Below are 22,517 nucleotides of genomic sequence, written 5' to 3'. Positions count from 1 at the left end.
CGTCTGTTCCGCTCACCGTGCGCCCAACCTCCAACAGTGCGTGTGCCAGTGCCGCCGGCCGGCGAGGTCCGCGGCATCGCCGAGGACGCCGTCGGCGCGCCAGGCGACGAGATGCGCGACGCCGGGTGCGACCTCGAGCCCGCAACCGGGGCAGAGATAGGCCTTCACGGCCTGCGCCTCGGAGACGGGCTGGACGTTCCACTCGCGACCGGCGTGCACCTCGGTGCGCCGCCATCCGGCGGTCAGACGGTCGATGTCGAGGTCGGGGTGCCCTTCGCGTGCACGCGCAGCGCGGCCCCGGGATCGGTTCGAACGCGCCATGCCGTCAAGTCTAGGGCGACGAGAGAGGCCCGTTCGCCCTCGGTGGACTCAGTACCAGCCGACGGACTCGGAGTGCCCCCACGCGCCGCAGGGAGTGCCGTAGCGGCCCGAGATGTACCCGAGTCCCCATTCGATCTGGGTTCCCGCGTTGGTCTCCCAGTCGGCGCCGGCGGTGGCCATCTTCGAGCCGGGCAGCGCCTGCGGGATGCCGTACGCGCCGCTGCCGGCATTGTAGGCGTTCACGTTCCAGCCCGATTCCTTGTTCCAGAGCGCGACGAGGCAGTCGAACTCTCCGGCGCCCCAACCGCGTGCGGCCACCGCACCCGCCGCGTACGCCTGCGCGGAACCGGGGTCGGGCGTCACCGCGGGCGGCGCCCAGCCGCTGCCCGAGGAGGCCGGGACGACGACGACCTCGGGCTTCTCCTCGACGACGTAGTTCTCGGGGCCGCCGAGCGTGACCTCGTAGCCCGTGCCCGCGGCGATCGACTGCGCGGACTCGCCGTCGAAGCGATCGCCGTCGAACGCGAACTCGGCGGACGCGGTCGCGCCGGAATACGGGTCGACGATATTGACGAGCACGAGACCCGACGCCGCGAAGAACGCGAAGAGCACCGAGGCGGCCTGCTTGACGGGACCCCTGGTGGGTCGACTCCTCGTCACCGGCGCCTGCTGTGCGGCCGCGTCTGCTCCATTGTGTCTACCCACGATTCGTCGAGTGTATCGGAGCGGGGCCGGGCAGGTCGAACACGAGTCGGCACGTCATCGAACGGCGAGCATCACATCGACGACGGCGTCGAGGACGAGGTCGACCTGGGCCTCGCGGTAGCCGCCCCGCTGCGTCTTGAAGACCACGGAACGGACGTCTTCGACGGAGATCGGCCACCCGTCCCGGAAGTATCGCGTCAACCGCTCGGTGAAGCGGTCGACCTCGCGCACGCTGTACCCGAGCACGAGCGGATTCATCCGCTCGAACCGCTCGCCCTCGGGACGCGCGAGCCGGTTCGAGACGACCTGGGCCGTCATGCGCGCCTCGCGCAGCCACGCCTCGTCGCCGTGCAGGCGGGCGGCCACCTGGCGCTCCTGTGCGGCGAATGCGTCCTCGAGTCGGGCGAGCGCGGCATCGACGTGATCTGTCGAGTAGCCGCGCTTCTGCATCGCGAACGCCGTGAGGCGGATCTGCTCGCTGGTCAGCGGCTCGTCATCGGGGAGCGCGGCGCCGTCGTACGCGCGGCGCGCGCGCTGCAGGAACTCCTCGACCTGGGCGGTGTTGTAGCCGAGGCGGGGCTTACGGGCGAGCGGAAAGGTCGGATCCACCGCACCAGTATCGCGCACGCTCACCCGAAGATCCGGAACGCCACGAACGCGACCGCCGCGGACGGGAGGATCGAGTCGAGACGGTCGAGGAAGCCGCCGTGCCCCGGCAGCCACGAACTCATGTCCTTGATGCCGATGTCGCGCTTGATGAGCGACTCGACGAGATCGCCGAGCGTCGCACTGAGGAAGATCGCGGCGCCGAACAGCAGCCCGAACCACCAGGTGTTGCCGAGCAGGAAGATCGAGATCAGGAGTCCGGCGACGACGCTCGTCGCCGCTCCCCCGGCGAAGCCCTCCCAGGTCTTCTTCGGGCTGATCACCGGCGCCATCTTGTGCTTGCCGAACATGAGCCCGAACGCGTAGGCGCCGGTGTCGGCGGCGACGGCCGCCATGATGAACGCGAGCGTCCACAGCTCGCCGCCGTCGGCTGCGGTGAGCACCACGGCGAAGGTCGCGAGGAACGTCACGTAGCCCTGCACGAATGCGCCGGCCGCGAGGTCGCGCACGAGGGCGCGCGCCTCCGTGCGACGACCGGGAACCGCCTGCTCGACGAGCCGCCAGATCGCGACGAGCGCAATGCCGCCGAGCACGGCGATCAACTGCGCGCCGGCTCCTCCGTAATATGCGAGCGGCACTGCCGCGACCGCCACGGCGACGGTCGGGATGCGCGGCACGCGGTAGTCGGCCTTGCGCAGGGCCTGCGCGAGCTCGTAGCTCGCGAACCCGGCGATCACCACGGCAAGGAGCATGAAGAGCTCCTTGACGACGAGCAGGCTCAGCAGCACCGCCCCGCCGAACACGAGGCCGATGAGGATGGCCACGAGCAGGTTGCGCCCGGTGCGCGCGTTGATCTTCTCCTGCGCCACGTCGAACTGCGCCTTGGATGCCTCGAACTGACGCTCGAGGCCCGCCTTGCGTGCGTTCACCTGGGCGCGGAACTCGCCGCGCGCGGTCCGTTCATGCCCCCCGGCGTCCGACTTGCCCTCTTCTGGGACGCCTGACATCTCGCTCCCTCAGACCTCGAGGAGTTCGGCTTCCTTGCGCTTGAGCGCCTCGTCGATCGCGTCCACGTTCGACTTGGTGATCTGCTCGAGCTCCTTCTCGCCGCGCGCCACCTCGTCGTCGCCGACCTCGCCCTTCAGCGCGTCGAGGTCGTCCTTCGCCTTGCGGCGGATGTTGCGCACCGAGACCTTCGCGTCCTCGCCCTTCGAACGCACGATCTTGACGAACTCCTTACGGCGCTCCTCGGTGAGTTCGGGAAGCGTGACGCGGATGAGGTTGCCGTCGTTCGACGGGTTCGCCCCGAGGTTCGGCATGTCGCGGATGGCCTGCTCGATGTCCTTCATCGCGCCCTTGTCGTACGGGGTGACGACGAGGGTGCGCGCCTCGGGGTTCTGGAGCGAGGCGAGCTGCGCGAGCGGCGTGGGCGTGCCGTAGTAGCTCACCATGATCTTCTGGAAGAGCTGGGGGTTCGCCCGGCCCGTCCGAACGGTGGCGAAGTCGTCCTTGGCGACCTCGACCGCCTTCTGCATGCGAGTGGTGGCATCGGAAAGTACATCCGCGATCACGGGAACTCCTTACGGTTCGCTACTCGACCCAGTCTATCGACTGGTCGGCTCCACACCGTTGCTCACGACGGTGCCGAGGTCGGCGCCGAGGATCGCAGCGGTCACATTTCCGGCGGGCGTCATGCCGAACACCTGCATCGGCATGCCGTTGTCCATGCAGAGGCTGAAGGCGGTCGAGTCGACGACCTTGAGGCCGCGCTGCAACGCCTCCTGGTAGCTGATCCGGTCGATCTTCGTCGCCTCGGGGTTCGTGCGCGGGTCGTCGGAGTACACGCCGTCGACGCCGTTCTTCGCGACGAGCACGACTTCGGCGTCGATCTCCAGCGCGCGCTGCGCGGCGACCGTGTCGGTCGAGAAGTACGGCAGGCCCGCACCCGCGCCGAAGATCACGACGCGGCCCTTCTCGAGGTGGCGCTCGGCGCGGCGCGGGATGTACGGCTCGGCGACCTGCGTCATCGCGATCGCCGACTGCACGCGCGTCTCGGCGCCGGCCTGTTCGAGGAAGTCCTGGAGCGCGAGCGAGTTCATCACCGTGCCGAGCATGCCCATGTAGTCGGCCCGGCCGCGGTCCATGCCGCGCTGGCTGAGCTCGGCACCGCGGAAGAAGTTGCCGCCGCCGACCACGATCGCGACCTCGACCGTCTTGGCCGCATCGGCGATCTCGCGTGCGAGGGCGCTCACCACGTCGGGGTTCACCCCGAGCGCTCCGCCGCCGAATGCCTCCCCTGAGAGCTTCAGCATCACTCTGCGCTTGCGTTCCGTCATCCCCGCCGTCCTTCCGGTACCCGTGTCAAAACTAGTGCTTCACCGCGCCCGGGCACAGTGCCGGGCCGGCGGCGCGCGGCGGGCGGGCGTCCGAGGACGCCCGCGCCGAAGCATCCGCGCATGGAAAAGGGAGTCCGGATCGACTGAACGATCCGGACTCCCTCACCAAGGCGTTACGCCGTGGCCTTGAAGCGGGCGAACCCGGTCACGGTGAGACCGGCGTCCTCCAGCACCTTCTTGACCTGCTGCTTGTCGTCGCGGGCGTAGCCCTGCTCGAGCAGCACGATCTGCTTGAAGAAGCCGGTGAGTCGACCGTCGACGATCTTCTCGAGCATCGCCTCGGGCTTGCCCTCGTTGCGGCTGATCTCCGTGACGATGTCGCGCTCCTTCTCGACGAGCTCGGCCGGCACGTCCTCACGGGTGAGGTACTGCGGGTCGAACATCGCGATGTGCTGCGCGACGGCGCGAGCCGTCTCGGCGTCGGCGCCCGAGTAGGCGACGACGACACCGATCTGCGGCGGGAGGTCCTTCGAGGTCTTGTGCAGGTAGACCGCGAACTCGTCGCCCGAGAGGGTGACGGCCTTCGCGAGCTCGACCTTCTCGCCGAGGGTCGCGGCCTGCTCGTCGATGACCTCGCCGACGGTCTTGCCGTCGACGGGGGCGGCGAGCGCCGACGCGACGTCGGTGGCACCGGCCGCGGCGACCGCGTCGAGCACCTTGTCGGCGAGCGCGACGAACTTGTCGTTCTTCGCGACGAAGTCCGTCTCGCAGGCGAGCTGGATCATCGTGTAGCCGGCGGGCGACTCCTTCGCCGCGACGAGACCCTCGGTGGTCGAGCGGTCGGCGCGCTTGGCGTTGCCCTTTGCACCCTTGAGGCGCAGGATCTCGGTGGCCTTCTCGAGGTCGCCGTCGGCCTCCTCGAGCGCCTTCTTGGTGTCGACCATGCCCGTGCCGAGCTGCTCGCGCAGGGTCTTGATGTCAGCGATGCTGATTGCCATGTCTGGCTGTCTCCTTCGGGGACTTATTCGGCGGGAGTGGCGGCCTCGGCGGCCTCGGCGTCAGCGGCCGACTCGGTCGCTGCGACCTCGTCGACGACCTCGGCGGCCTCGACCTCGGCGGCCTCGACCTCGGCCTCAGCCACGGTCTCGGCGCCCTCAGCGGGCGACGCAGCCTCGGTCGCGGCGCTCTGCTGGAGGAGCTCCTGCTCCCACTCGGCGAGCGGCTCGACGGCCGAGACGTTGCCGGCCTCTTCGGGCTTCTGGTGGCGCTCGATGAGGCCCTCGGCCGCGGCGTCGGCGATGATGCGGGTGAGCAGGCTCACGGAGCGGATCGCGTCGTCGTTGCCCGGGATCGGGTACTGGACCTCGTCGGGGTCGCAGTTGGTGTCTAGGATGCCGATCACGGGGATGCCGAGCTTCTTGGCCTCGTCGATCGCGAGGTGCTCCTTCTTGGTGTCGACCACCCAGAGGGCCGACGGCGTCTTCGACAGGTTGCGGATGCCGCCGAGCGACTTGTGCAGCTTGTCGAGCTCGCGCTTCTTGATGAGGAGCTCCTTCTTGGTGAAGCCGCTCGTGGTGCCCTCGAAGTCGAGCTCCTCGAGCTCCTTCATGCGCGCGAGGCGCTTGGAGACCGTCTGGAAGTTGGTGAGGAGGCCGCCGAGCCAACGCTGGTTGACGTAGGGCTGGCCGACACGGGTCGCCTGCTCGGCGATGGACTCCTGGGCCTGCTTCTTCGTGCCGACGAAGAGGATGGTGCCGCCGTGGGCGACCGTCTCGCGGACGAAGTCGTACGCCTTGTCGATGAAGGCGAGCGACTGCTGCAGGTCGATGATGTAGATGCCGGAACGCTCGGTGAAGATGAAGCGCTTCATCTTCGGGTTCCAACGGCGGGTCTGGTGCCCGAAGTGCACGCCGCTGTCGAGCAGCTGGCGAATGGTGACGACGGCCATGAGCCGTTCTCCTTCTGTTCTCAGTTGTCGCAACCGGCCGGCGGCCGGGAGCCCTGGTGCCCGGCACGGCTCCGCCGTCTCCCTGAGATCTCAGGGGTCGGACTGAATGGAGTCGATCGCCGAATGGGCACGCGTAGTCACCTCGACACGCGAGGCGCTCTGGACACTCTACCATCGGCACTCCTCCTCCCCAACCGCAGGGCGGTGCGGGTCGTCCACCATGGGGCGGTCGGTCGGGCCGGATGCCTCGCGGTCGCCCCATGCTCGTGGGCATGGACCGACGCCCGCCCTCCCCCGCCCCGCGGCCTCGCCGCGCGATCGCCTCGGCCATCGCGGCGACGACGCTCGTGCTCGCAACGCTCTCCGCGCTCATCGCCGTCTCTCCCCCGGCGGCGCTCGCCCTGGGATTCGTGTCGGCAACGCCTCCCGCCGAGGCGCCACGGGTCGAGACGGTGCAGTGGGTCTGGCCGGTGCCGGTGCCCATCCGAGTGGTCTCGCCGTTCCGGGCTCCGCCGACCCCGTACGCCTCGGGCCACCGGGGCATCGACCTCGCGGTCGAGCGCGACTCACCCCTCGTCGCCGCAGAATCGGGCGTCGTGAGCTTCGCGGGAATGGTCGCCGGCCGCGGCGTGGTCGCCATCGATCACGGCGACGGCGTGGTCAGCGCCATCGAGCCCGTCGACCCCTCGGTCGAAGCGGGTGACCCGATCATCGCCGGCGCAGCGATCGGCACGGCATCTCAGGGCGGCCACTGCGAGGGCGACTGCGTGCACTTCGGCGTCCGGGTCGACGGGGAGTACGTCTCGCCGTTCCTGTTCCTCGGCGGCCTCCCGCGTGCGGTGCTGCTGCCCTCCGCGTGACGCGGCCGGTCACGCCCGCGGGTGGGCCGTGCGATAGCTCTCTTTCAGCCGCTCGGCCGAGACGTGGGTGTAGATCTGCGTGGTGCCGAGACTCGCGTGGCCGAGGAACTCCTGCACCGCACGAAGATCGGCGCCGCCGTCGAGGAGGTGCGTCGCCGCGGTGTGGCGGAAGGTGTGCGGCCCGCTCGGTCCGGCGCCGGGGATCTCGGCGAGGAGCCTGGCGACGAGCGCGTAGACGCTGCGGGTGCCCATGCGCGCTCCCCTGGCGCCGAGGAAGAACGCATCGCTCGCCGTCGGCGCGGCACGGGGAGACGAGGGCGCGCCGCTCACTCCCTCTTTCGCCGCTGCCCCCGCCGCGATCATCGGGCGGCCCTCGTCGAGATACCGGTCGAGGGCTCGCGCGGCGGGCGCACCGTACGGCACGACCCGCTCTTTCGCCCCCTTGCCGACCACCCGCACGGTGCGACGCCGCCGATCGACGTCGCCGAGATCGATCCCGACGAGCTCGGAGACGCGCAGCGCCGAGGCGTAGAGCAGCTCGACGATCGCGACGTCTCGCACGTCGATCGGGTCGTGGGTGGCGACCGCCCGGGCTTCGAGCCGTGCGAGCGCCTCGTCGAGGGCGGGCGCCGCCACGACGCGCGGCAGCGTGCGCTGGGCCCGCGGGGCCCGCAGACGCGCGCCGTGATCGACCGGCACGAGTCCGCGCCGGGTCATCCATGCCGTGAACCCGCGTGCCGAGGCGGCGCGACGTGCGATCGTCGCCCGTGCGAGCCCCCGCTCGGTCGCCGCCCAGAGCCAGTCCCGCAGGATCGGAAGGTCGATCTCGCCCATCTCGGCGACGCCCTGCTCCTCGGCGAAGCGGAGGAGATCGGCGAGGTCTGAACGGTACGCCGAGACGGTGTGCTCGGAGTAGCCGCGCTCCGTGCGGACGTGCGCCAGGTAGTCGTCGACGACGACGTCGAGGGGCGAGGTCACGGCGACGGCTTGCGTGAGAACCGCTCGAGTCGCTCGGCCGGAGTCATCGCCTCGAGCTCTGCGAGATAGGACTCGCCGAAGCTCGTGACGACCTCGAAGGGGCCGACCGGCACGACCGAGGTCGCGAATGAGTCCTCGAAGATGTGGACGAGCGAGAACGAGCGTCCGCCGTCGATGCCGACCAACTCCCGCGGCGGCGCGGAGAGGTCCATCGTGTAGGCGGTCGCCCCGGCGACGGAGACGGGGATGCCGGCGAACGCGCCGTGCGTTGCGTAGTGGAGGTGTCCGCCGAGGAACATCCGCACATCGCTGCCGCGCACCACCCCGGCCAGTTCATCCTGTCCGCGGAGCTCGAGCACGTCCATGAGGGCGAGCGGCGTCGCGATCGGCGCATGGTGCATGGCGACGATCGTGCCGCGCCGCGCCGGCTCGGCGAGCGCTCGGGACAGCCAGTCGAGAGAGCGGGCATCGAGCTCGCCGTGGTGATAGCCCGGCACGGTCGTGTCGAGCGCGATGATCCGGAGTCCGTCGAGGTCGACGACGCGGTGCACCGGCTCATCGAACGCCGCACCGCCGGGTTCCTCGTCGAGCAGGCCGAACCGGAACGCCGAGCGCTCATCGTGGTTGCCCATCACCCAGACGAGTTCGGCACCGGTCGCCCGCGCGAGGGGGTCGAGCGCGGCGCGGGCGCGCACGTAGGCGTCGGGCTCGCCGAGATCGGCCACGTCACCCGTGACGACGACCGCGTCGAGCGAGGCGCCGAGCCGTTCGAGCTGCGCCGCAGTCTGCGAGAGCGCGGCGACCGTGTCGGCGGCACCGCCGAGCGGGGCGCCGCCCGACAGCAGGTGCGTGTCGCTGACATGGGCGATGACCGTCGTCGCCGCCGGGTACCTGCCGAGTCGTTCCATCTCCCCCGCCCTTCGTGGGCCAGCCTACGATCCGGCACCGACAGCCGACGGGCGCCGGGCCGTGACCGCCGACTTCTCCTTCACAGCTCCCGCCCGGCGCCGGCTCTCCACGGAGCGGGCGCCCGGCGTGGATCCGTCGCCGCGGCACGCGAGGCTCGACGCGGAGGTGGTCGCTTTGGCCCACAACACGGAGCTCGGCCGGCACGGCGAACAACTCGCGGCCGAGCATCTCGAGGCGCGTGGAATGTCGGTGATCGAGCGCAACTGGCGATGTCGACTCGGCGAGATCGACCTCGTCGCCCGCGACGGCGAGGCCGTCGTGTTCGTCGAGGTCAAGACGCGGTCCGGTCATGGCTACGGGCACCCGTTCGAGGCGATCACGCCCCCGAAGCTCGCTCGGATGCGACGACTCGCGATCGCCTGGTGCGAACAGTCCGGCGCGCACCCGACCCGGATCCGCATCGACGCGATCGCCGTCACCCTGCCGCGCGACGCGCCCGCCGACATCGAGCATCTCGAGGGGGTGAGCTGATGCCGGTCGCGCGCACGGCCTCGGTCGCCCTGCTCGGGCTCACCGGTTCGATCGTGGAGGTCGAGGCCGATCTCTCCGCACAGCTGCCGGGCGTCGTCATCATCGGCCTGCCCGACGCCGCGCTCGGCGAGGCACGCGATCGGGTGCGCTCGGCGGCGAGCAACGCGGGCTGCCCGCTTCCGAGCCGCCGCCTCACCGTGAACCTCTCGCCCGCGGCCCTCCCCAAGCACGGCTCGGGGTTCGACCTGGCGATCGCGATCGCCTGCCTCGCGGCGGCGGGAGAGCTCTCGACCGAGTCGGTCGCACGGGTGGTCCACCTCGGCGAACTCGGGCTCGACGGCCGCCTCCGCCCGATCGACGGCATCCTGCCCGCCGTCCTCGCCGCGGTCCGCGCGGGGCACGACCTCGTCATGGTCCCCTCGGCCAACGCCGAGGAGGCGTCGCTCGTCCCCGGTGCGCGGGTCGTCGGCGTCGCGTCGCTGCTCGACGCCGCGATCTGGCACGGCGGCGCCTTCGAACCCCGGGTCAGCGACCCTGTGCCCGGCCAGTCGCCCGTCGAGGACGCGCCCGAACCAACCGGCGACCTCGCCGAGGTCGCCGGCAACAGCGACGCGGTCGAGGCGATGCTCGTGGCCGCGTCCGGCGGGCATCACGTCTCCATGCTCGGGCCGCCCGGCGCCGGCAAGACGATGCTCGCCTCGCGTCTGCCGGGGCTCCTCCCCGACCTCGACGCCGACGAGGCTCTGGAGGTCGCATCGATCCACTCGCTGGCGGGTCGCCGACCCGGTGGGCAGCTCTCGTTCAGGCCACCGTACGAGGCGCCGCACCACACGGCCACCGCAGCCGCGATCGTCGGCGGAGGCAGCAGGCTCATCCGGCCGGGAGCGGCGGCGCGGGCGACCCACGGGGTGCTCTTCCTCGACGAGGCGCCCGAGTTCCCGAGAGCCGTGCTCGACGTGCTCCGCCAGCCGATCGAGTCGGGCACGATCTCCATCCACCGGGCGAACGCCGTCGCGACCTTTCCCGCCCGGTTCCAGCTGGTGCTCGCGGCCAACCCGTGCCCATGCGGCAACTCGGGCACCGCCGAGTGCACGTGCGCACCGATCGTGCAGCGCCGCTACCTCGCGCGCCTCTCGGGGCCGCTGCTCGACCGCGTCGACCTGCAGTTGCGCGTGCCCAGGGTCACCGTCGCGGCGATGCGCATGACCGACGGGGGCGGGGTCTCCACCGCGCAGGGGCGAGTGATGGTCTCGGCGGCCCGCGCCGCCGCGGCCGAACGACTGCGCGGCACTCCCTGGCGGACCAACGCCGAGATGCCCGGCCCGTGGCTCCGCGGGGCCGGCCGGCTGCACCCCGGAAGCCGTGCGACCACCACGCTCGATCGGCTGCTCGAACGCGGCGGCATCACGATGCGCGGGTACGACCGGATCCTGAAGGTCGCGTGGACCCTCGCCGACCTCGCCGGGACCGCCGCTCCGAACGCGGAACACGTCGGCCGAGCCATGTTCTTCAAGACGGGAGTCGCCACGTGAGCGCCACACTCCGCACCGTCGCCGCGTACTCCTCCGCGATCGCCGCGGTCAGGGGCGGCCATGCGCCCGACGACCACGAGCGCCGTGCCGAGGCGGCCGCACGCGCCGCGCTCGGGTTCCTCTCCGAGCCCGGTGACGGTGTGCTCGGCCGCCTCGTCGCCGCCGCCGGCGCGCCCGCGGTGCTCGACCTCGTCGTCGCGGGCGCCCGGCCCGCCGAGTTCGCGGCCGCGCTCGGAGCATCGGGCGAGGCGGGCGGGATCCTCGCCGAACCGACGATCGCACACGGAATACGGCGCTGGCGCCCGCGCATCGACGCGACGGCGTTCGAGCGCTCGCTCGAGCAGGCCGCCCGCGTCGGTGCCCGTCTCCTGATCCCCGGCGACGCGGAGTGGCCGATGGGCGTCGACGATCTCGGCGCCAACGCCCCGCTCGCACTCTGGGTGCGCGGTCGACCCGACGCACTCGCAGGCTCCCAGCCGGCGATCGCACTCGTCGGCGCCCGCGCCGCGAGCGGGTACGGCGAGCACGTGGCTGCCGAGGCCTCGTCGGGCCTCGTGGATCGCGGGTTCCTCATCGTCTCGGGCGGCGCGTACGGCATCGACGGCACCGCCCACCGTGCGGCGCTCGCGAGCGACGGCACGACGGTCGCGTTCCTCGCCGGCGGCATCGACCGCTTCTATCCGACCGGCCACGATGCGCTGCTCACCCGCATCGCCCAGGCCGGCGCGATCATCTCGGAGGTGTCCTGCGGCACGGCGCCCTCCAAGTGGCGCTTCCTGCAGCGCAACCGGCTCATTGCCGCAGCCGGTGCGGCGACGGTCGTGATCGAGGCCGGACTCCGCTCGGGTTCGTTGAACACCGCCGGGCACGCTGCGCAGCTGGGCCGCCCGCTCGGCGCCGTCCCCGGTCCGGTGACGAGTCCGTCGTCGGCCGGATGCCACCGCCTGATGCGCGAGCACAACGCGATGTGCGTCGTGGACGCGGCGCAGATGGCCGAACTCGCCTCGGGCATGGGCTTCGGGATCGGCGCGGCGGGCTCGCCGAGTCGCCCCACGACCCAGCCGGAGCCCTCGCCCGACGCCGTTCGCCTGCTCGACGCACTCAGTCCGAGAAGCCCGCGAACGGTCGACGACCTCGCCCGTCGTAGCGGCATGGCACCCGGGCTCGTGATGTCGACGCTGGCGGAGCTCGAGGTCGATCTGCTCGTCGCCCGCGACGTCGACGGCAGTTGGAAGAGCCGGGCGCGGCGCCGATGACGGTGCGCAACGACCGCGCCGGAGGGCGGCGGCGAGGCGACTCCGGCGAACGACTACTCGTCGAGCGCGAGTTCCTTCGGAAGCTCGAACTCGCGGGTCGCCAGCTCCTCGACGTTCACGTCCTTGAAGGTCAGCACGCGCACGGCCTTCACGAAGCGATCGGCACGGTAGACGTCCCAGACCCAGACGTCCTTCATCGTCAGCTCGAAGTAGAAGTCGTGCTCGGTGTCCCGGCGCACGAGTTCGACCTCGTTGGCGAGGTAGAACCGTCGCTCGGTCTCGACCACGAACTTGAACTGCGAGACGATGTCTCGGTACTCGCGGTACAGGGCCAACTCGACCTCGCGGTCGTAGTCTTCGAACTCGTCTTCATCCATCGTCGTTCATCCTACGCCGAGGTCGAAGAGCGCCGGCGCCTCGGGTGCACGCTCGTGCAGCCAGGTGCGTCGGTGCAGGGCATCGGGACCGTGCTCGTCGATCGCGGCGAAGTGCGCGCGGCTCGAGTAGCCCTTGTTCTCGTCCCACGAGTAGAGCGGGGTCTCGGCGTGGGCGCGGCGCATCCCGCCGTCGCGATGCACCTTCGCGAGCACCGACGCTGCCGCCACCGAAGCGCAGTCTCGGTCGGCCTTGATGCGGGTGCGCACGGCCACCCGTCGGGCGATCGCAGGACTCAGCCAGTCGTGGTTGCCGTCGAGGATGAGCGGCGAGCCGGCCACCTCGTCGGCGAGCGGGGTGCCGGGGGCGAGCGCGGCGAAGGCACGGGCACCGGCGAGCCCGAGGCACGCCATGATGCCGAGCTCGTCGATCTCGGCGGCGGAGGCCTCGCCCACCGCCCACGCGCGCACCCAGGCGCCGGCGCGCGGCGCCATCGCGTCACGCTTGGGCTCGGTCATGAGCTTCGAGTCGCGAAGGCCAGTGGGCATCCGCCGCACGGCGGGGTCGATGACGACGAGCCCGACCGACACGGGGCCCGCGAGCGCCCCCCGGCCGACCTCGTCGCAGGCGAGCACGAATGGCGCCCCCTCGTCGAAGAGCTCGCGCTCGGCGCGGAGATTGGGAATCGCCTGCCCGGCCATCAACCCGCGCCCTCGTCGACGCCCTCGAAGACCGTCGGGTAGTTGTCGAGCCACGCCCAGTGCGAGATCGGCCAGCTGACGACGAACGCGCGGCCGACGACGTTGTCGATCGGCACGAACCCCTTGAGCGGCGTGTCGCCGTTGAAGCGCGAGTCCTTCGAGTTGCCGCGGTTGTCGCCCATCACCCAGAGCGCCCCCTCGGGCACGGTCTCGTCGAAGTCGACCTCGGAGACCTTCGTGTCACCGGGCGGCAGGGCGACGTAGGCCGATTCGTCGAGCGGCACGCCGTTGACGCTCATCTGTCCGAGCGCGTTGCAGCAGACGACGTGGTCGCCGGGCAGTCCGATCACCCGCTTGACGAGGTGATCGTTCGAATCGGGCGCCGAGAGCCCGACGAAGGCCATGAACCAGTCGACCGCCGCGATCAGCGGCGGTTGCGGCTCTTCGACACGGGCCGGCAACCAGCCGCCAGGGTCCTTGAAGACCACCACGTCGCCGCGGGAGATCGGCGTCACCTCGGGAACCAGCTGGTTCACGATGATGCGATCGTCCTTCACGAGCGTCATCTCCATCGACTGCGATGGGATGAAGAACGATCTGATGAGGAACGTCTTGATGAGGAACGAAACGAGCACCGCCACCACGAAGATGACGAGCAGGTCCCTCAGGAAGAGGAGGATGCCGCGCTGCCTGCCGCGTGCCGATGCCGAACCAGCGCGATCTTCGCGCATGGTGGTGTCTTCTGTCATTTAACCGCCCGAGCTCCCCACCAGTCTATTGGTGAGGAGCTCGGTCGGAGTTCGCGGGTGACCGCGATTCGCGCTGACGGATCAGGCGTCGCGCTTCTCCTTGATCTTGGCCTTCTTGCCACGGAGCTTGCGCAGGTAGTAGAGCTTCGCGCGACGCACGTCACCGCGGGTGACGACCTCGATGTGGTCGATGACCGGCGAGTGCACCGGGAACTTGCGCTCGACGCCGACCTGGAAGCTGACCTTGCGGACCGTGAAGGTCTCGCGCACGCCTTCGCCCGAGCGGCCGATGACGACGCCCTGGAAGACCTGGATGCGCGAGCGGGTGCCTTCGATGATGTTCACGTGCACCTTGACGGTGTCGCCGGGGCGGAAGTCGGGGATGTCCGACCGCAGGCTCGCGGCGTCGACATGGTCGAGAATGTGCATGATGTTCGCTCTCTGCGCCCGCAACCGGTCGAACGCGGATCTTGAATGGAAAGTGTCTGGTGCCGCCTCGCACGGATGACCCGTGCGTCGCATGCTCCCCGGAGGCAGAGACGTCGGCGGGATCGCTCCCGCAGCGGCACAATCCTCTATTGTGCCATGCCGATCCCCCGGCAGGCAAAGCGGGCGACACAGTCCCGAGGATGCCACGGCGCCGCCGCCGCACGCGTCAGTCGCGCACCTCGTGGATGATGATGACGTCGTCGCCGTCGTCGAACGGCGGACGGCGCGTGCCGGGGGCATCCTGACGCGGCGCACCGCCCTGCTGCTCGGCCGCGAGCCGTTCGAACTCGGCCATCGAGGCGTTCATGCGCTTCGCGCCGTCTTTCACGAGCTGCCAGAGCGCGACCCAGAACGCGGCGATCGCCGCGACGATCGCGAGGACGCCGAAGAACGTCGACCCCTCGGTGTAGAAGCCGGTGGCGATGAGGGAGGCGTGCCAGGCGCCGATCACGCCGACGTCGGTCCAGGAGACCGCCCGCTCACTCCGCACCGTCGTCCGCGCGTTCACCAGGAGCGCGACGACCCCGAGGGTGAGGAAGGCGACGGGCACGACGATCACGAGGCCGAGGGTGCCCCAGCCCCCCGAGCCGAAGATCGCCCAGCCCACGAGCAGCCACACCGGCAGTGCGACGATCGCGATGAACTGCCAGCGGTAGAAGAGGCGCCGGATGAGCATGAGGCCAGCGTAATCCGCCGGGCCGTGAGCGCGCCGGGTGTTCACTCAGGGCGGAGACGACAGAATGGTCTCGGAGATGATGAGCGTGATCGAACTGAGGACCCCCGCCGAGCTCGAGGAGATGCGGCCCGCGGGCCGTTTCGTGGCCAGCGTGATCGAGGCGACGTCGAAGGCGGCCGCCGTCGGCGTCAACCTGCTCGAGCTCGATGCGCTCGCGCACGAGATGATCCGCAAGGCGGGTGCCGAGAGCTGCTACATCGACTACCACCCGTCGTTCGGGGCGAGCCCGTTCGGCAAGGTCATCTGCACCTCGGTGAACGACGCGGTGCTGCACGGCCTCCCGCGCGACTACAAGCTGCGCGACGGCGACCTGCTGAGCCTCGACTTCGCGGCCTCGCTGAACGGGTGGGTCTCGGACTCGGCGATCTCGGTCGTCGTCGGCACCCCGCGCGACGAGGACCTGCGCCTGATCGACACGACGCAGCGCGCACTCGACGCCGGCATCGCCGCCGCCCGCACCGGCAACCGCATCGGCGACATCTCGCGCGCGATCGCCGACGTCGCGAAGGCCGACGGCTACTCGATCAACACCGATTTCGGCGGCCACGGCGTCGGTCGCACCATGCACGGCGACCCGCACATCCCGAACAACGGGCGACCGGGTCGCGGGTTGCCGCTGAAGCCGGGCCTCGTCGTCGCGATCGAGCCGTGGTTCCTCCAGACGACCGACGAGATCTTCACCGACCCCGACGGCTGGACGCTGCGCAGTGCCGACGGCTCGCGCGGTGCGCACTCCGAGCACACGATCGCCATCACCGACGGCGACCCGATCGTGCTCACGCAGCGCGGCTGATGCGTTACTCGAGGCAGCGGGGCGCGGTGCGCCCCGCTGACGGCGCTCACCCGTCGAGCTCGACCTCGATCATGCCGCCCACGATCCTCGTGCGATAGGTGCGCAGAGCGAGCGCCGCATCGGTGAAGCACTCGCCGGTTCCGAGGTCGTAGACCTCCTTGTGCAGCGGCGAGGCGATGGTGGGGCGCTCGCCCCGCGATCCGACGATGCCGCGCGCCATCACGGGCGCCCCGGTGTGGGGATCGAGATGGTCGACGGCGTAGACCTCGTCGTCGCGGAGGCGCACGAGCGCGATCTGCCGGCGGCCGTGCAGTGCGACCTCGCCCCACTCCGGCTCGAGATCGTCGAGAAGGCAGGCCGCGAGCCAGGTGGTCCTCGTGGCGGTGTCGGCGGCGGTCGGCGTCATGGCGGTTCCTCCAGGGTCGAGCCGGGCGCTCCTGCCCGGCGGTGCCTGCGCCGACGCTAACCCCGGGTCGTTTCGGCCGACCGGTCGCCGTGTTTCGGCGCGGTGAAGACCGCCTCACCTCCCCCGCCTGCGAGCGTGCGGCGCACGCGTTCCGCGGTTACCGGGCCGAAACAGCCCGGAAACGACTCGCTCCTACGCTCGCCTCATCCGATCCGGGGAGGCAGCATGACCGGCAGCACGACCGAGCACCGCCGCAGCACCGGGGTGCGCGACGTCCTCATCGTCGGCGGCGGGCCCGCCGCGCACCGGCTGGCCGACAGCCTGCACGCCCGCGACGCGGCCCGGAGCCTGCGGGTCACCGTCGTCGGCGAAGAGCCGCACGCGCCCTACGACCGGGTCGCCCTCAGCACCCGCCTCGCCGACCGCACCACCGACCTCTCACTCCAACCGAGCGAGATGTGGGACGGCGGGCACGTCGAGCTCGTCGTCGGCGAACGCGTCGTGACGATCGACCCCGTCGCGCACACGGCGACCACCTCGACGGGACGCCGGTTGCACTGGGACGAACTCGTGCTCGCGACCGGTTCGAGCGCACCGGTGCCCGAGCTGCCCGGTTCCGAGCACGCCCGCGTGTATCGCACCATCGAGGACGTCGACGCGCTCGTCGCCGAGACCGCGGCGATCGCCGCGCTTCACGGACGGCCCGCCCGGGTCGTCGTCGCCGGCGGCGGCCTGCTGGGGCTCGAGGCGGCCGGCGGACTCACCGCGCTCGGGGCCGATGCCGCGATCGTGCATTCGGGCGGCTGGCTCATGTCGGCCCAGCTCGACGAGGGCGCGGGGCGGGCGCTCGGCCGCATCATCGCGGGCCAGGGCATCGGCCTGCACCTCGGCGTGCGCCCGACCGCGCTGCTCGTCGACGACGACGCGGTGGTCGGCGTCGACCTCGCGAACGGGCGCCGCATCGACTGCGATCTCGTCGTCTTCGCGATCGGCATCAGCCCGCGCGACGAGCTCGCCCGCGAACTCGGTCTCGAGCTCGGGCCGCGCGGCGGCGTCGCGATCGACTCGGCCTGCGCGACGTCGCTGCCGCATGTTCGGGCGATCGGCGAGGTCGCGAGCTTCGAGGGGCGCTGCACGGGGCTCGTCGCACCGGCGAACGCGATGGCCGAGGTCGTCGCCGACCGTCTGCTCGGCGGCGTGGCCGAATTCACGACGGTCGACGACGCGACGAAGCTGAAGCTCTCGGGCGTCGATGTGGCGAGCTTCGGCGATGCGCTCGCCCGCACCCCGCACGCGCTCGAGATCGTCTACGCCGACCCCGCGCGCGGGCTGTACCAGAAGCTCGTCATGACGGGTGACGCCAAGACGCTCCTCGGCGGGATCTTCGTCGGCGATGCCTCGCCGTACTCGAGCCTGCGCCCGCTCCTCGGCACCGAGCTCTCGAGCGAGCCGGCCGCGTACCTCTCGGCCTCGGGGGTCGAACCTCCAGCGGGCGACGAGCTGCCCGCGGCGGCGCTCGTCTGCGCCTGCAACAACGTGACGGCGGGAACCATCCGCGACGCGATCGCCGGCGACGGCCACGTGGAGGGCTGCACGGAGCTCGGAGCACTGAAGTCGTGCACCCGTGCAGGCACGCAGTGCGGCTCGTGCGTCCCGCTCGTGAAGAAGCTCCTCGAGGGCGAGTTGAAGAAGTCGGGCGTCGCCCTCTCGCGGGCGCTGTGCGAGCACTTCGAGCTCTCCCGCCAGGAGTTGTTCGAGTCGGTGCGCGTGATCGGGCTGACCTCGTTCGACGAGATCATCGAGCGCCTCGGCACCGGTCTCGGCTGCGACATCTGCAAGCCCGTGATCGCCTCGATCCTCGCCACCCAGCACGGCTCGTACATCCTCGACGGCGGCCGCGGCGGCCTGCAGGACACGAACGACCGGGCGATGGCGAACATGCAGAAGGACGGCACCTACTCGGTCGTGCCGCGCATCCCCGCCGGCGAGATCACCCCCGAGAAGCTCGCCGTGATCGCCGCGGTCGCTCAGGAGTTCGGCCTCTACACGAAGATCACCGGCGGCCAGCGCATCGACCTGTTCGGTGCACGGCTCGACCAGCTGCCAGACATCTGGAAGCAGCTCGTCGACGCCGGCTTCGAGTCCGGCCAGGCCTACGGCAAGGCGCTCCGCAACGTGAAGAGCTGCGTCGGATCGACCTGGTGCCGCTACGGCGTGCAGGACTCGGTGGCGATGGCGGTCAGACTCGAGCTGCGCTACCGGGGGCTGCGTTCGCCGCACAAGCTCAAGTTCGGCGTCTCGGGGTGCGCGCGAGAGTGCGCCGAGGCCCGGGGCAAGGACGTCGGCGTCATCGCGACGGACCAGGGCTGGAACCTCTACGTCGGCGGCAACGGCGGCTTCCAGCCGGCGCACGCGCAACTGCTCGCGAGCGACCTCGACGACGAGACGCTGATCCGCTACATCGACCGCTACCTCATGTACTACATCCGCACCGCTGACCGACTGCAGCGCACCGCGCGGTGGATTGAGGACCTCGAGGGTGGCCTCGAGCACGTGCGCGAGGTCGTCGTGGACGACCGCCTCGGTCTCGCCGCGGAACTCGAGGCGGCCGTGGCGACCCACGTCGAGCACTACGAGGACGAGTGGGCGGCGACGCTCGCCGATCCCGAGCGGCTGCGCCGGTTCCGCTCGTTCGTGAACGCCCCGAACACGCCCGATCCGTCGATCGCCCGGGTCGCCGAGCGCGAGCAGTTCCGACCGGCGACCGCCGCGGAACGGGCCGACGGCCGGGCCGTGCTCATCGCAGGCGCCACGATCCCGATGCGGGAGGAGCTCGCATGACCGGGCGCGTCACGCTCGTGGGCGGCGGCCCCGGCGCCGCCGACCTGCTCACCGTTCGCGCCGTGCGCGCCCTCGCCGACGCGGACGTCGTGCTCGTCGACCGGCTCGCTCCCCACGAGGAGCTGGCGGCCCTGGCGCCGCGCGCCGAGATCGTCGACGTGGGCAAGACCCCCGGTCACCACGCCGTGCCCCAGCACGAGATCGAGGCGATGCTCGTGCGGTACGCGGCATCCGGCGCCCACGTGGTGCGCCTGAAGGGCGGCGACCCCTACGTGCTCGGCCGCGGCGGCGAGGAGGTGCTCGCCTGCCGGGCGGCGGGGATCCCGGTCGAAGTGGTCCCCGGCGTCTCGAGCGCGATCGCCGTTCCGGCGTCGGCCGGCATCCCCGTCACGCATCGCGACGTGAGCCGCCTGTTCACGGTCGTCTCGGGGCACGCCCCGCTCGGCGACGACGAGCTCGCCCACCTCGCGGGGCTCGGCGGCACCATCGTGGTGCTCATGGGCGTCGGCACGCTCCCCTCGCTCGCGGCCGGGCTCACCCGGCACGGCCTTCCGGCGGAGCATCCGGTCGCCGTCGTCGAACGCGGCTTCGGCCCCGAGCAGCGCACGACCGTCGGCACGCTGGCCGACATCGTCGCGACGGCCGCGCGAGCGCGGGTCGTCTCCCCCGCGGTGGTCGTCATCGGCGAGGTCGTTCGGCTCGCCCACGACGGCGAGACCGCTGCGTCCGAGACGATGGCCCGCGCGGCCGCGATGCCGGTGATCGCATGACGGATGCCACGGAGTGCCCGCCCGGCTTCCGGCCCGACCAGTTGGCGGGGTTCCGCATCGGAGTCACGAGCGACCGGCGCTCGGCCGACCTCATCGACGCCCTCGCGCGGCGCGGGGCGCAGGTGCTGCACGCGCCGACGCTGCGGATGGCGAACGCCGCGAGCGACGATCCCGTCATCGCCGACACCCGCGCGATCGTCGCCGCGCGACCCGAGGTGCTGCTCGCGACGACCGCCTACGGGGTGCGGCGCTGGTTCGAGGTCGCCGACTCGGCGGGACTCGGCGAAGACCTCGTCGACGCGCTGCAGGCGACCGCGATCCTGGTGCGCGGGCCGAAGGCGCGCGGCGGGATCCGCGCGGCGGGGCTGAACGACGTCGGCATGAGCGCCGAGGAGACGACCGAGTCGCTCATCGACGAGGTGCTCGACCGCTACCCGCCCGGGCTCACGATCGCGGTGCAGCTGCACGGCTTCCTGCAGGCCCACCAGCTCGATCGCCTGCGCGCCGCCCACGCCCGCGTGCTCACCGTCGAGCCGTACCGTTGGGTGGAGACCGACGCCGACGACGATCGGGTCGACCGGCTGATCGACGCCGCCTGCTCGGGCGGGCTCGACGCCATCACCTTCACGAGCGCACCCGCCGTGCACGCGCTGTTCGGCGCCGCCGAGGCGCGCGGCCGGTACGACGAACTCGTCGACGCGATGTGCGGGCCCGTCGTCGCCGCGGCGGTCGGTCCGGTGACGGCGGCGCCCCTCCTCGACGCGGGCATCACGCCGATCCAGCCCGAACGCTTCCGCATGGGCGCCCTCATCCGCCTCGTCTGCGAACACCTCGAGCAGTCGCGCGTGCTGCGCCTCGAGACCCGTCACGGGCTGCTCGCCCTCCGCGGGGCGGTGCTCGAGATCGACGACCGGCGGGTGCCGCTCGCGCCCGTCGCGCTCGCCCTGCTGCGCGCGCTCGTGCTCGCCCACGGCGCCGTCGTCGCCCGCGACCGGCTCGCGTCGGGGCTGCCCGGCACGGGCGACCTGCACGCCCTCGAGGTCGCGCTCAGCCGCCTGCGGCAGACGATCGGGGTGCCCGGGCTCATCGCCACCGTGGTCAAGCGCGGGTATCGGATCGATGTCTGAGCTCCGCCTCACACGCCGCTCGGCGCCGGGTGAGCACCTCGAGACGAGGCGTTCACGGGCGGCACGACCGGCGGAAACACCCGCTCCGTAGCGTCGGCCGCACGAGTTCCGCGCACCACCGACCCCGCCGGAGGCACCGATGACCGACACCGTCAGCACCGAGCAGCACCAGCCGGATCCCGCGACCGCCACGACCGCGGCCCCCGCCAAGGCCCCCGCGCTCGCGATGCGGCCGGGCCGCTGGATCGACCACTGGGATCCGGAGGACCACGAGCAGTGGCAGACCGAGGGGCGCGCCATCGCCCGCCGCAACCTCCGCTGGTCGATCTTCGCCGAGTTCCTCGGCTTCGTGATCTGGCAGCTCTGGTCGATCGTCGCCGTGACCCTGCCCCGCGCCGGATTCGAGCTCTCCACCGGTGAGATCTTCTGGCTGATCTCGATCCCGAGCCTCGTCGGCGCGACGCTGCGCATCCCCTACTCCTTCCTCGTGCCGCTCGTCGGCGGCCGCAACTGGACGATCATCTCGGCGGGGCTGCTGCTCGCCCCGGCGATCGCCCTCGCCGTCTGCGTCGGAAACCCCGAGACGCCCTTCGGCGTGCTCCTCGGAGCCGCCGCCCTCGCCGGCTTCGGCGGCGGCAACTTCGCGAGCTCGATGTCGAACATCACGTACTTCTACCCGCAGCGCGAGAAGGGCTGGGCGCTCGGACTCAACGCCGCGGGCGGCAACCTCGGCGCCGCCGTCGCCCAGTTCGTCGTGCCGATCATCATCACGGTCGGTGCGGGGGCTGCCCTCGACCTGCCGCTCGCCGGCTGGATCTGGGTGCCGTTCATCCTCGTCGCGATGGTCGGCGCGTGGCGCAGCATGGACAACCTCTCGAACGCGAAGGCCGACCTCGCGGGTTCGGCGGCGGCCCTCAGGGAGCCGCACCTCTGGGTGCTGTCGCTGCTCTACATCGGCACCTTCGGCTCGTTCATCGGATTCGCGAGCGTGTTCCCGAAGCTCATCGTCGACCAGTTCCCCGAGTTCGGGGTGATCGAGGTCGGCGGCACGTCGATCGGGCTCGCCTTCCTCGGGGCGCTCGTCGGTTCGCTGGCGCGCCCGTACGGCGGTCGTCTGGCCGACCGCTTCGGCGGCGCCCGCATCACGATGTGCGCCTTCGCGGCGATGGCCGCGATCACGCTCGCGGTCGTCCTCGCGCTTCCGGTCACGGGGTTCTGGGGATTCCTCGGCCTGTTCCTGCTGCTCTTCGCCGCGGCGGGCGCCGGCAACGGCTCGACCTACCGGATGGTGCCGATCGTCTTCGCGCTGCGCGCCTCGGGCGACCAGAGCGCACGCGCACGCAAGGCGGCCGCGGCGCTCGGCCTGATCTCGGCGATCGGCGCGTACGGCGGCTTCCTCATCCCCCAGGCGCTGAACCTCTCGTTCCAGGCGACGGGCGGCTACGCGGGCGCCTTCCTCGGCTTCGTCGCCGGCTACGCCGTGCTCCTCGTCCTGACCGCCCTCGTCTACGTGCGCCCCGGCCGGGCGCGCGCGCAGCAGATCTGAAT

Annotated in this window: 25 protein-coding genes; 9 read left to right on the top strand and 16 right to left on the bottom strand. The window is 71.4% G+C overall.

Going from position 1 to position 22,517, the window contains the following annotated elements:
• Positions 1-12: 12 nt before the first annotated feature.
• From GQQ93_RS09685 to rpsB, 8 genes are all read right to left on the bottom strand, one after another.
• Entirely contained in the window at positions 13-321 is a 309-nt protein-coding gene (locus GQQ93_RS09685) for a hypothetical protein (protein WP_212277303.1), read from the bottom strand.
• Positions 322-369: 48 nt separating this feature from the next.
• The gene (locus GQQ93_RS09680; protein WP_246192258.1) at positions 370-1,026 is read right to left on the bottom strand and encodes an aggregation-promoting factor C-terminal-like domain-containing protein; all 657 of its coding nucleotides are present in this window, start codon (positions 1,024-1,026) and stop codon (positions 370-372) included.
• Between the two features lie 54 nt (positions 1,027-1,080).
• Positions 1,081-1,635: a DivIVA domain-containing protein gene (locus GQQ93_RS09675; protein WP_157424037.1), complete on the bottom strand. Its 555-nt coding sequence runs from the start codon at positions 1,633-1,635 to the stop codon at positions 1,081-1,083.
• A gap of 20 nt (positions 1,636-1,655) precedes the next feature.
• Positions 1,656-2,639: a phosphatidate cytidylyltransferase gene (locus tag GQQ93_RS09670; protein WP_157424036.1), complete on the bottom strand. Its 984-nt coding sequence runs from the start codon at positions 2,637-2,639 to the stop codon at positions 1,656-1,658.
• A 9-nt stretch (positions 2,640-2,648) separates the two neighbouring features.
• Positions 2,649-3,203, bottom strand: coding sequence for a ribosome recycling factor (frr, locus tag GQQ93_RS09665; RefSeq protein ID WP_157424035.1), 555 nt, complete (start codon positions 3,201-3,203; stop codon positions 2,649-2,651).
• 33 nt (positions 3,204-3,236) lie between these two features.
• Complete coding sequence (pyrH, locus tag GQQ93_RS09660) at positions 3,237-3,968, bottom strand: UMP kinase (protein ID WP_157424034.1); 732 nt, start codon at positions 3,966-3,968, stop codon at positions 3,237-3,239.
• A gap of 173 nt (positions 3,969-4,141) precedes the next feature.
• A complete protein-coding gene (gene tsf, locus GQQ93_RS09655; RefSeq protein WP_157424033.1) occupies positions 4,142-4,966 on the bottom strand; it encodes a translation elongation factor Ts in 825 nt (274 codons plus the stop codon).
• A 23-nt stretch (positions 4,967-4,989) separates the two neighbouring features.
• A complete protein-coding gene (gene rpsB, locus GQQ93_RS09650) occupies positions 4,990-5,916 on the bottom strand; it encodes a 30S ribosomal protein S2 (RefSeq protein WP_157424032.1) in 927 nt (308 codons plus the stop codon).
• A 272-nt stretch (positions 5,917-6,188) separates the two neighbouring features.
• On the opposite strand from rpsB, the gene GQQ93_RS09645 reads away from it, so the two are divergent.
• Positions 6,189-6,776, top strand: a complete 588-nt coding sequence (locus tag GQQ93_RS09645) for a M23 family metallopeptidase (RefSeq protein ID WP_170296167.1) — start codon at positions 6,189-6,191, stop codon at positions 6,774-6,776.
• A gap of 9 nt (positions 6,777-6,785) precedes the next feature.
• Here GQQ93_RS09645 and GQQ93_RS09640 read toward each other — a convergent pair whose 3' ends face one another.
• Together GQQ93_RS09640 and GQQ93_RS09635 are read right to left on the bottom strand one after the other, a co-directional pair.
• Positions 6,786-7,754, bottom strand: coding sequence for a tyrosine-type recombinase/integrase (locus GQQ93_RS09640; protein WP_157424030.1), 969 nt, complete (start codon positions 7,752-7,754; stop codon positions 6,786-6,788).
• Positions 7,751-8,662: a phosphodiesterase gene (locus GQQ93_RS09635; RefSeq protein ID WP_157424029.1), complete on the bottom strand. Its 912-nt coding sequence runs from the start codon at positions 8,660-8,662 to the stop codon at positions 7,751-7,753. Before GQQ93_RS09635 ends, GQQ93_RS09640 begins: the two co-directional genes overlap by 4 nt.
• Positions 8,663-8,837: 175 nt before the next feature.
• Between GQQ93_RS09635 and GQQ93_RS18095 the strand changes: the two genes are divergently transcribed.
• From GQQ93_RS18095 to dprA, 3 genes are read left to right on the top strand one after another with little or no spacing between them, the layout of a single operon-like run.
• Positions 8,838-9,194: a YraN family protein gene (locus GQQ93_RS18095; protein ID WP_157424028.1), complete on the top strand. Its 357-nt coding sequence runs from the start codon at positions 8,838-8,840 to the stop codon at positions 9,192-9,194.
• Positions 9,194-10,726, top strand: coding sequence for a YifB family Mg chelatase-like AAA ATPase (locus GQQ93_RS09625; protein WP_157424027.1), 1,533 nt, complete (start codon positions 9,194-9,196; stop codon positions 10,724-10,726). Before GQQ93_RS18095 ends, GQQ93_RS09625 begins: the two co-directional genes overlap by 1 nt.
• Positions 10,723-11,982 (top strand): DNA-processing protein DprA, encoded by a 1,260-nt coding sequence (gene dprA, locus GQQ93_RS09620; RefSeq protein WP_246192257.1) that lies wholly within the window; start codon positions 10,723-10,725, stop codon positions 11,980-11,982. The genes GQQ93_RS09625 and dprA overlap by 4 nt, the downstream gene beginning before the upstream one ends.
• Positions 11,983-12,035: 53 nt before the next feature.
• Here dprA and GQQ93_RS09615 read toward each other — a convergent pair whose 3' ends face one another.
• The 5 genes from GQQ93_RS09615 to GQQ93_RS09595 all read right to left on the bottom strand — a co-directional run bounded on the left by GQQ93_RS09615 (position 12,036) and on the right by GQQ93_RS09595 (position 14,972).
• A complete protein-coding gene (locus GQQ93_RS09615) occupies positions 12,036-12,359 on the bottom strand; it encodes a DUF2469 family protein (protein ID WP_157424026.1) in 324 nt (107 codons plus the stop codon).
• A gap of 6 nt (positions 12,360-12,365) precedes the next feature.
• Positions 12,366-13,058 carry a ribonuclease HII gene (locus GQQ93_RS09610; RefSeq protein ID WP_157424025.1) on the bottom strand — a complete coding sequence of 231 codons (693 nt, stop codon included), beginning with the start codon at positions 13,056-13,058 and terminating at the stop codon, positions 12,366-12,368.
• On the bottom strand, positions 13,058-13,807 hold the full coding sequence (lepB, locus tag GQQ93_RS09605; protein ID WP_157424024.1) for a signal peptidase I: 750 nt from the start codon (positions 13,805-13,807) through the stop codon (positions 13,058-13,060). The genes GQQ93_RS09610 and lepB overlap by 1 nt, the downstream gene beginning before the upstream one ends.
• Positions 13,808-13,888: 81 nt before the next feature.
• Positions 13,889-14,236, bottom strand: a complete 348-nt coding sequence (rplS, locus tag GQQ93_RS09600) for a 50S ribosomal protein L19 (protein WP_022887850.1) — start codon at positions 14,234-14,236, stop codon at positions 13,889-13,891.
• A 226-nt stretch (positions 14,237-14,462) separates the two neighbouring features.
• A complete protein-coding gene (locus GQQ93_RS09595) occupies positions 14,463-14,972 on the bottom strand; it encodes a hypothetical protein (RefSeq protein WP_157424023.1) in 510 nt (169 codons plus the stop codon).
• An 85-nt stretch (positions 14,973-15,057) separates the two neighbouring features.
• Here GQQ93_RS09595 and map point away from each other — a divergent pair, with 85 nt between their 5' ends.
• On the top strand, positions 15,058-15,825 hold the full coding sequence (gene map, locus GQQ93_RS09590; protein ID WP_157424022.1) for a type I methionyl aminopeptidase: 768 nt from the start codon (positions 15,058-15,060) through the stop codon (positions 15,823-15,825).
• A gap of 46 nt (positions 15,826-15,871) precedes the next feature.
• Here the strand turns inward: map and nirD are convergent, their stop codons facing one another.
• The gene (gene nirD, locus GQQ93_RS09585; RefSeq protein WP_157424021.1) at positions 15,872-16,231 is read right to left on the bottom strand and encodes a nitrite reductase small subunit NirD; all 360 of its coding nucleotides are present in this window, start codon (positions 16,229-16,231) and stop codon (positions 15,872-15,874) included.
• 225 nt (positions 16,232-16,456) lie between these two features.
• Between nirD and nirB the strand changes: the two genes are divergently transcribed.
• The 4 genes from nirB to GQQ93_RS09565 all read left to right on the top strand — a co-directional run bounded on the left by nirB (position 16,457) and on the right by GQQ93_RS09565 (position 22,515).
• Complete coding sequence (nirB, locus tag GQQ93_RS09580; protein ID WP_157424020.1) at positions 16,457-19,072, top strand: nitrite reductase large subunit NirB; 2,616 nt, start codon at positions 16,457-16,459, stop codon at positions 19,070-19,072.
• Positions 19,069-19,842, top strand: a complete 774-nt coding sequence (gene cobA / locus GQQ93_RS09575) for a uroporphyrinogen-III C-methyltransferase (protein WP_157424019.1) — start codon at positions 19,069-19,071, stop codon at positions 19,840-19,842. The genes nirB and cobA overlap by 4 nt, the downstream gene beginning before the upstream one ends.
• Positions 19,839-20,969, top strand: coding sequence for a uroporphyrinogen-III synthase (locus tag GQQ93_RS09570; protein WP_157424018.1), 1,131 nt, complete (start codon positions 19,839-19,841; stop codon positions 20,967-20,969). Before cobA ends, GQQ93_RS09570 begins: the two co-directional genes overlap by 4 nt.
• Before the next feature lie 139 nt (positions 20,970-21,108).
• Positions 21,109-22,515, top strand: coding sequence for an MFS transporter (locus tag GQQ93_RS09565; RefSeq protein WP_157424017.1), 1,407 nt, complete (start codon positions 21,109-21,111; stop codon positions 22,513-22,515).
• Positions 22,516-22,517: the final 2 nt, after the last annotated feature.

It is taken from the genome of Agromyces lapidis, assembly GCF_009749405.1.
GTDB classification, from domain to species: domain Bacteria; phylum Actinomycetota; class Actinomycetes; order Actinomycetales; family Microbacteriaceae; genus Agromyces; species Agromyces lapidis.
This window is presented reverse-complemented; position numbering and strand designations above follow the sequence as displayed.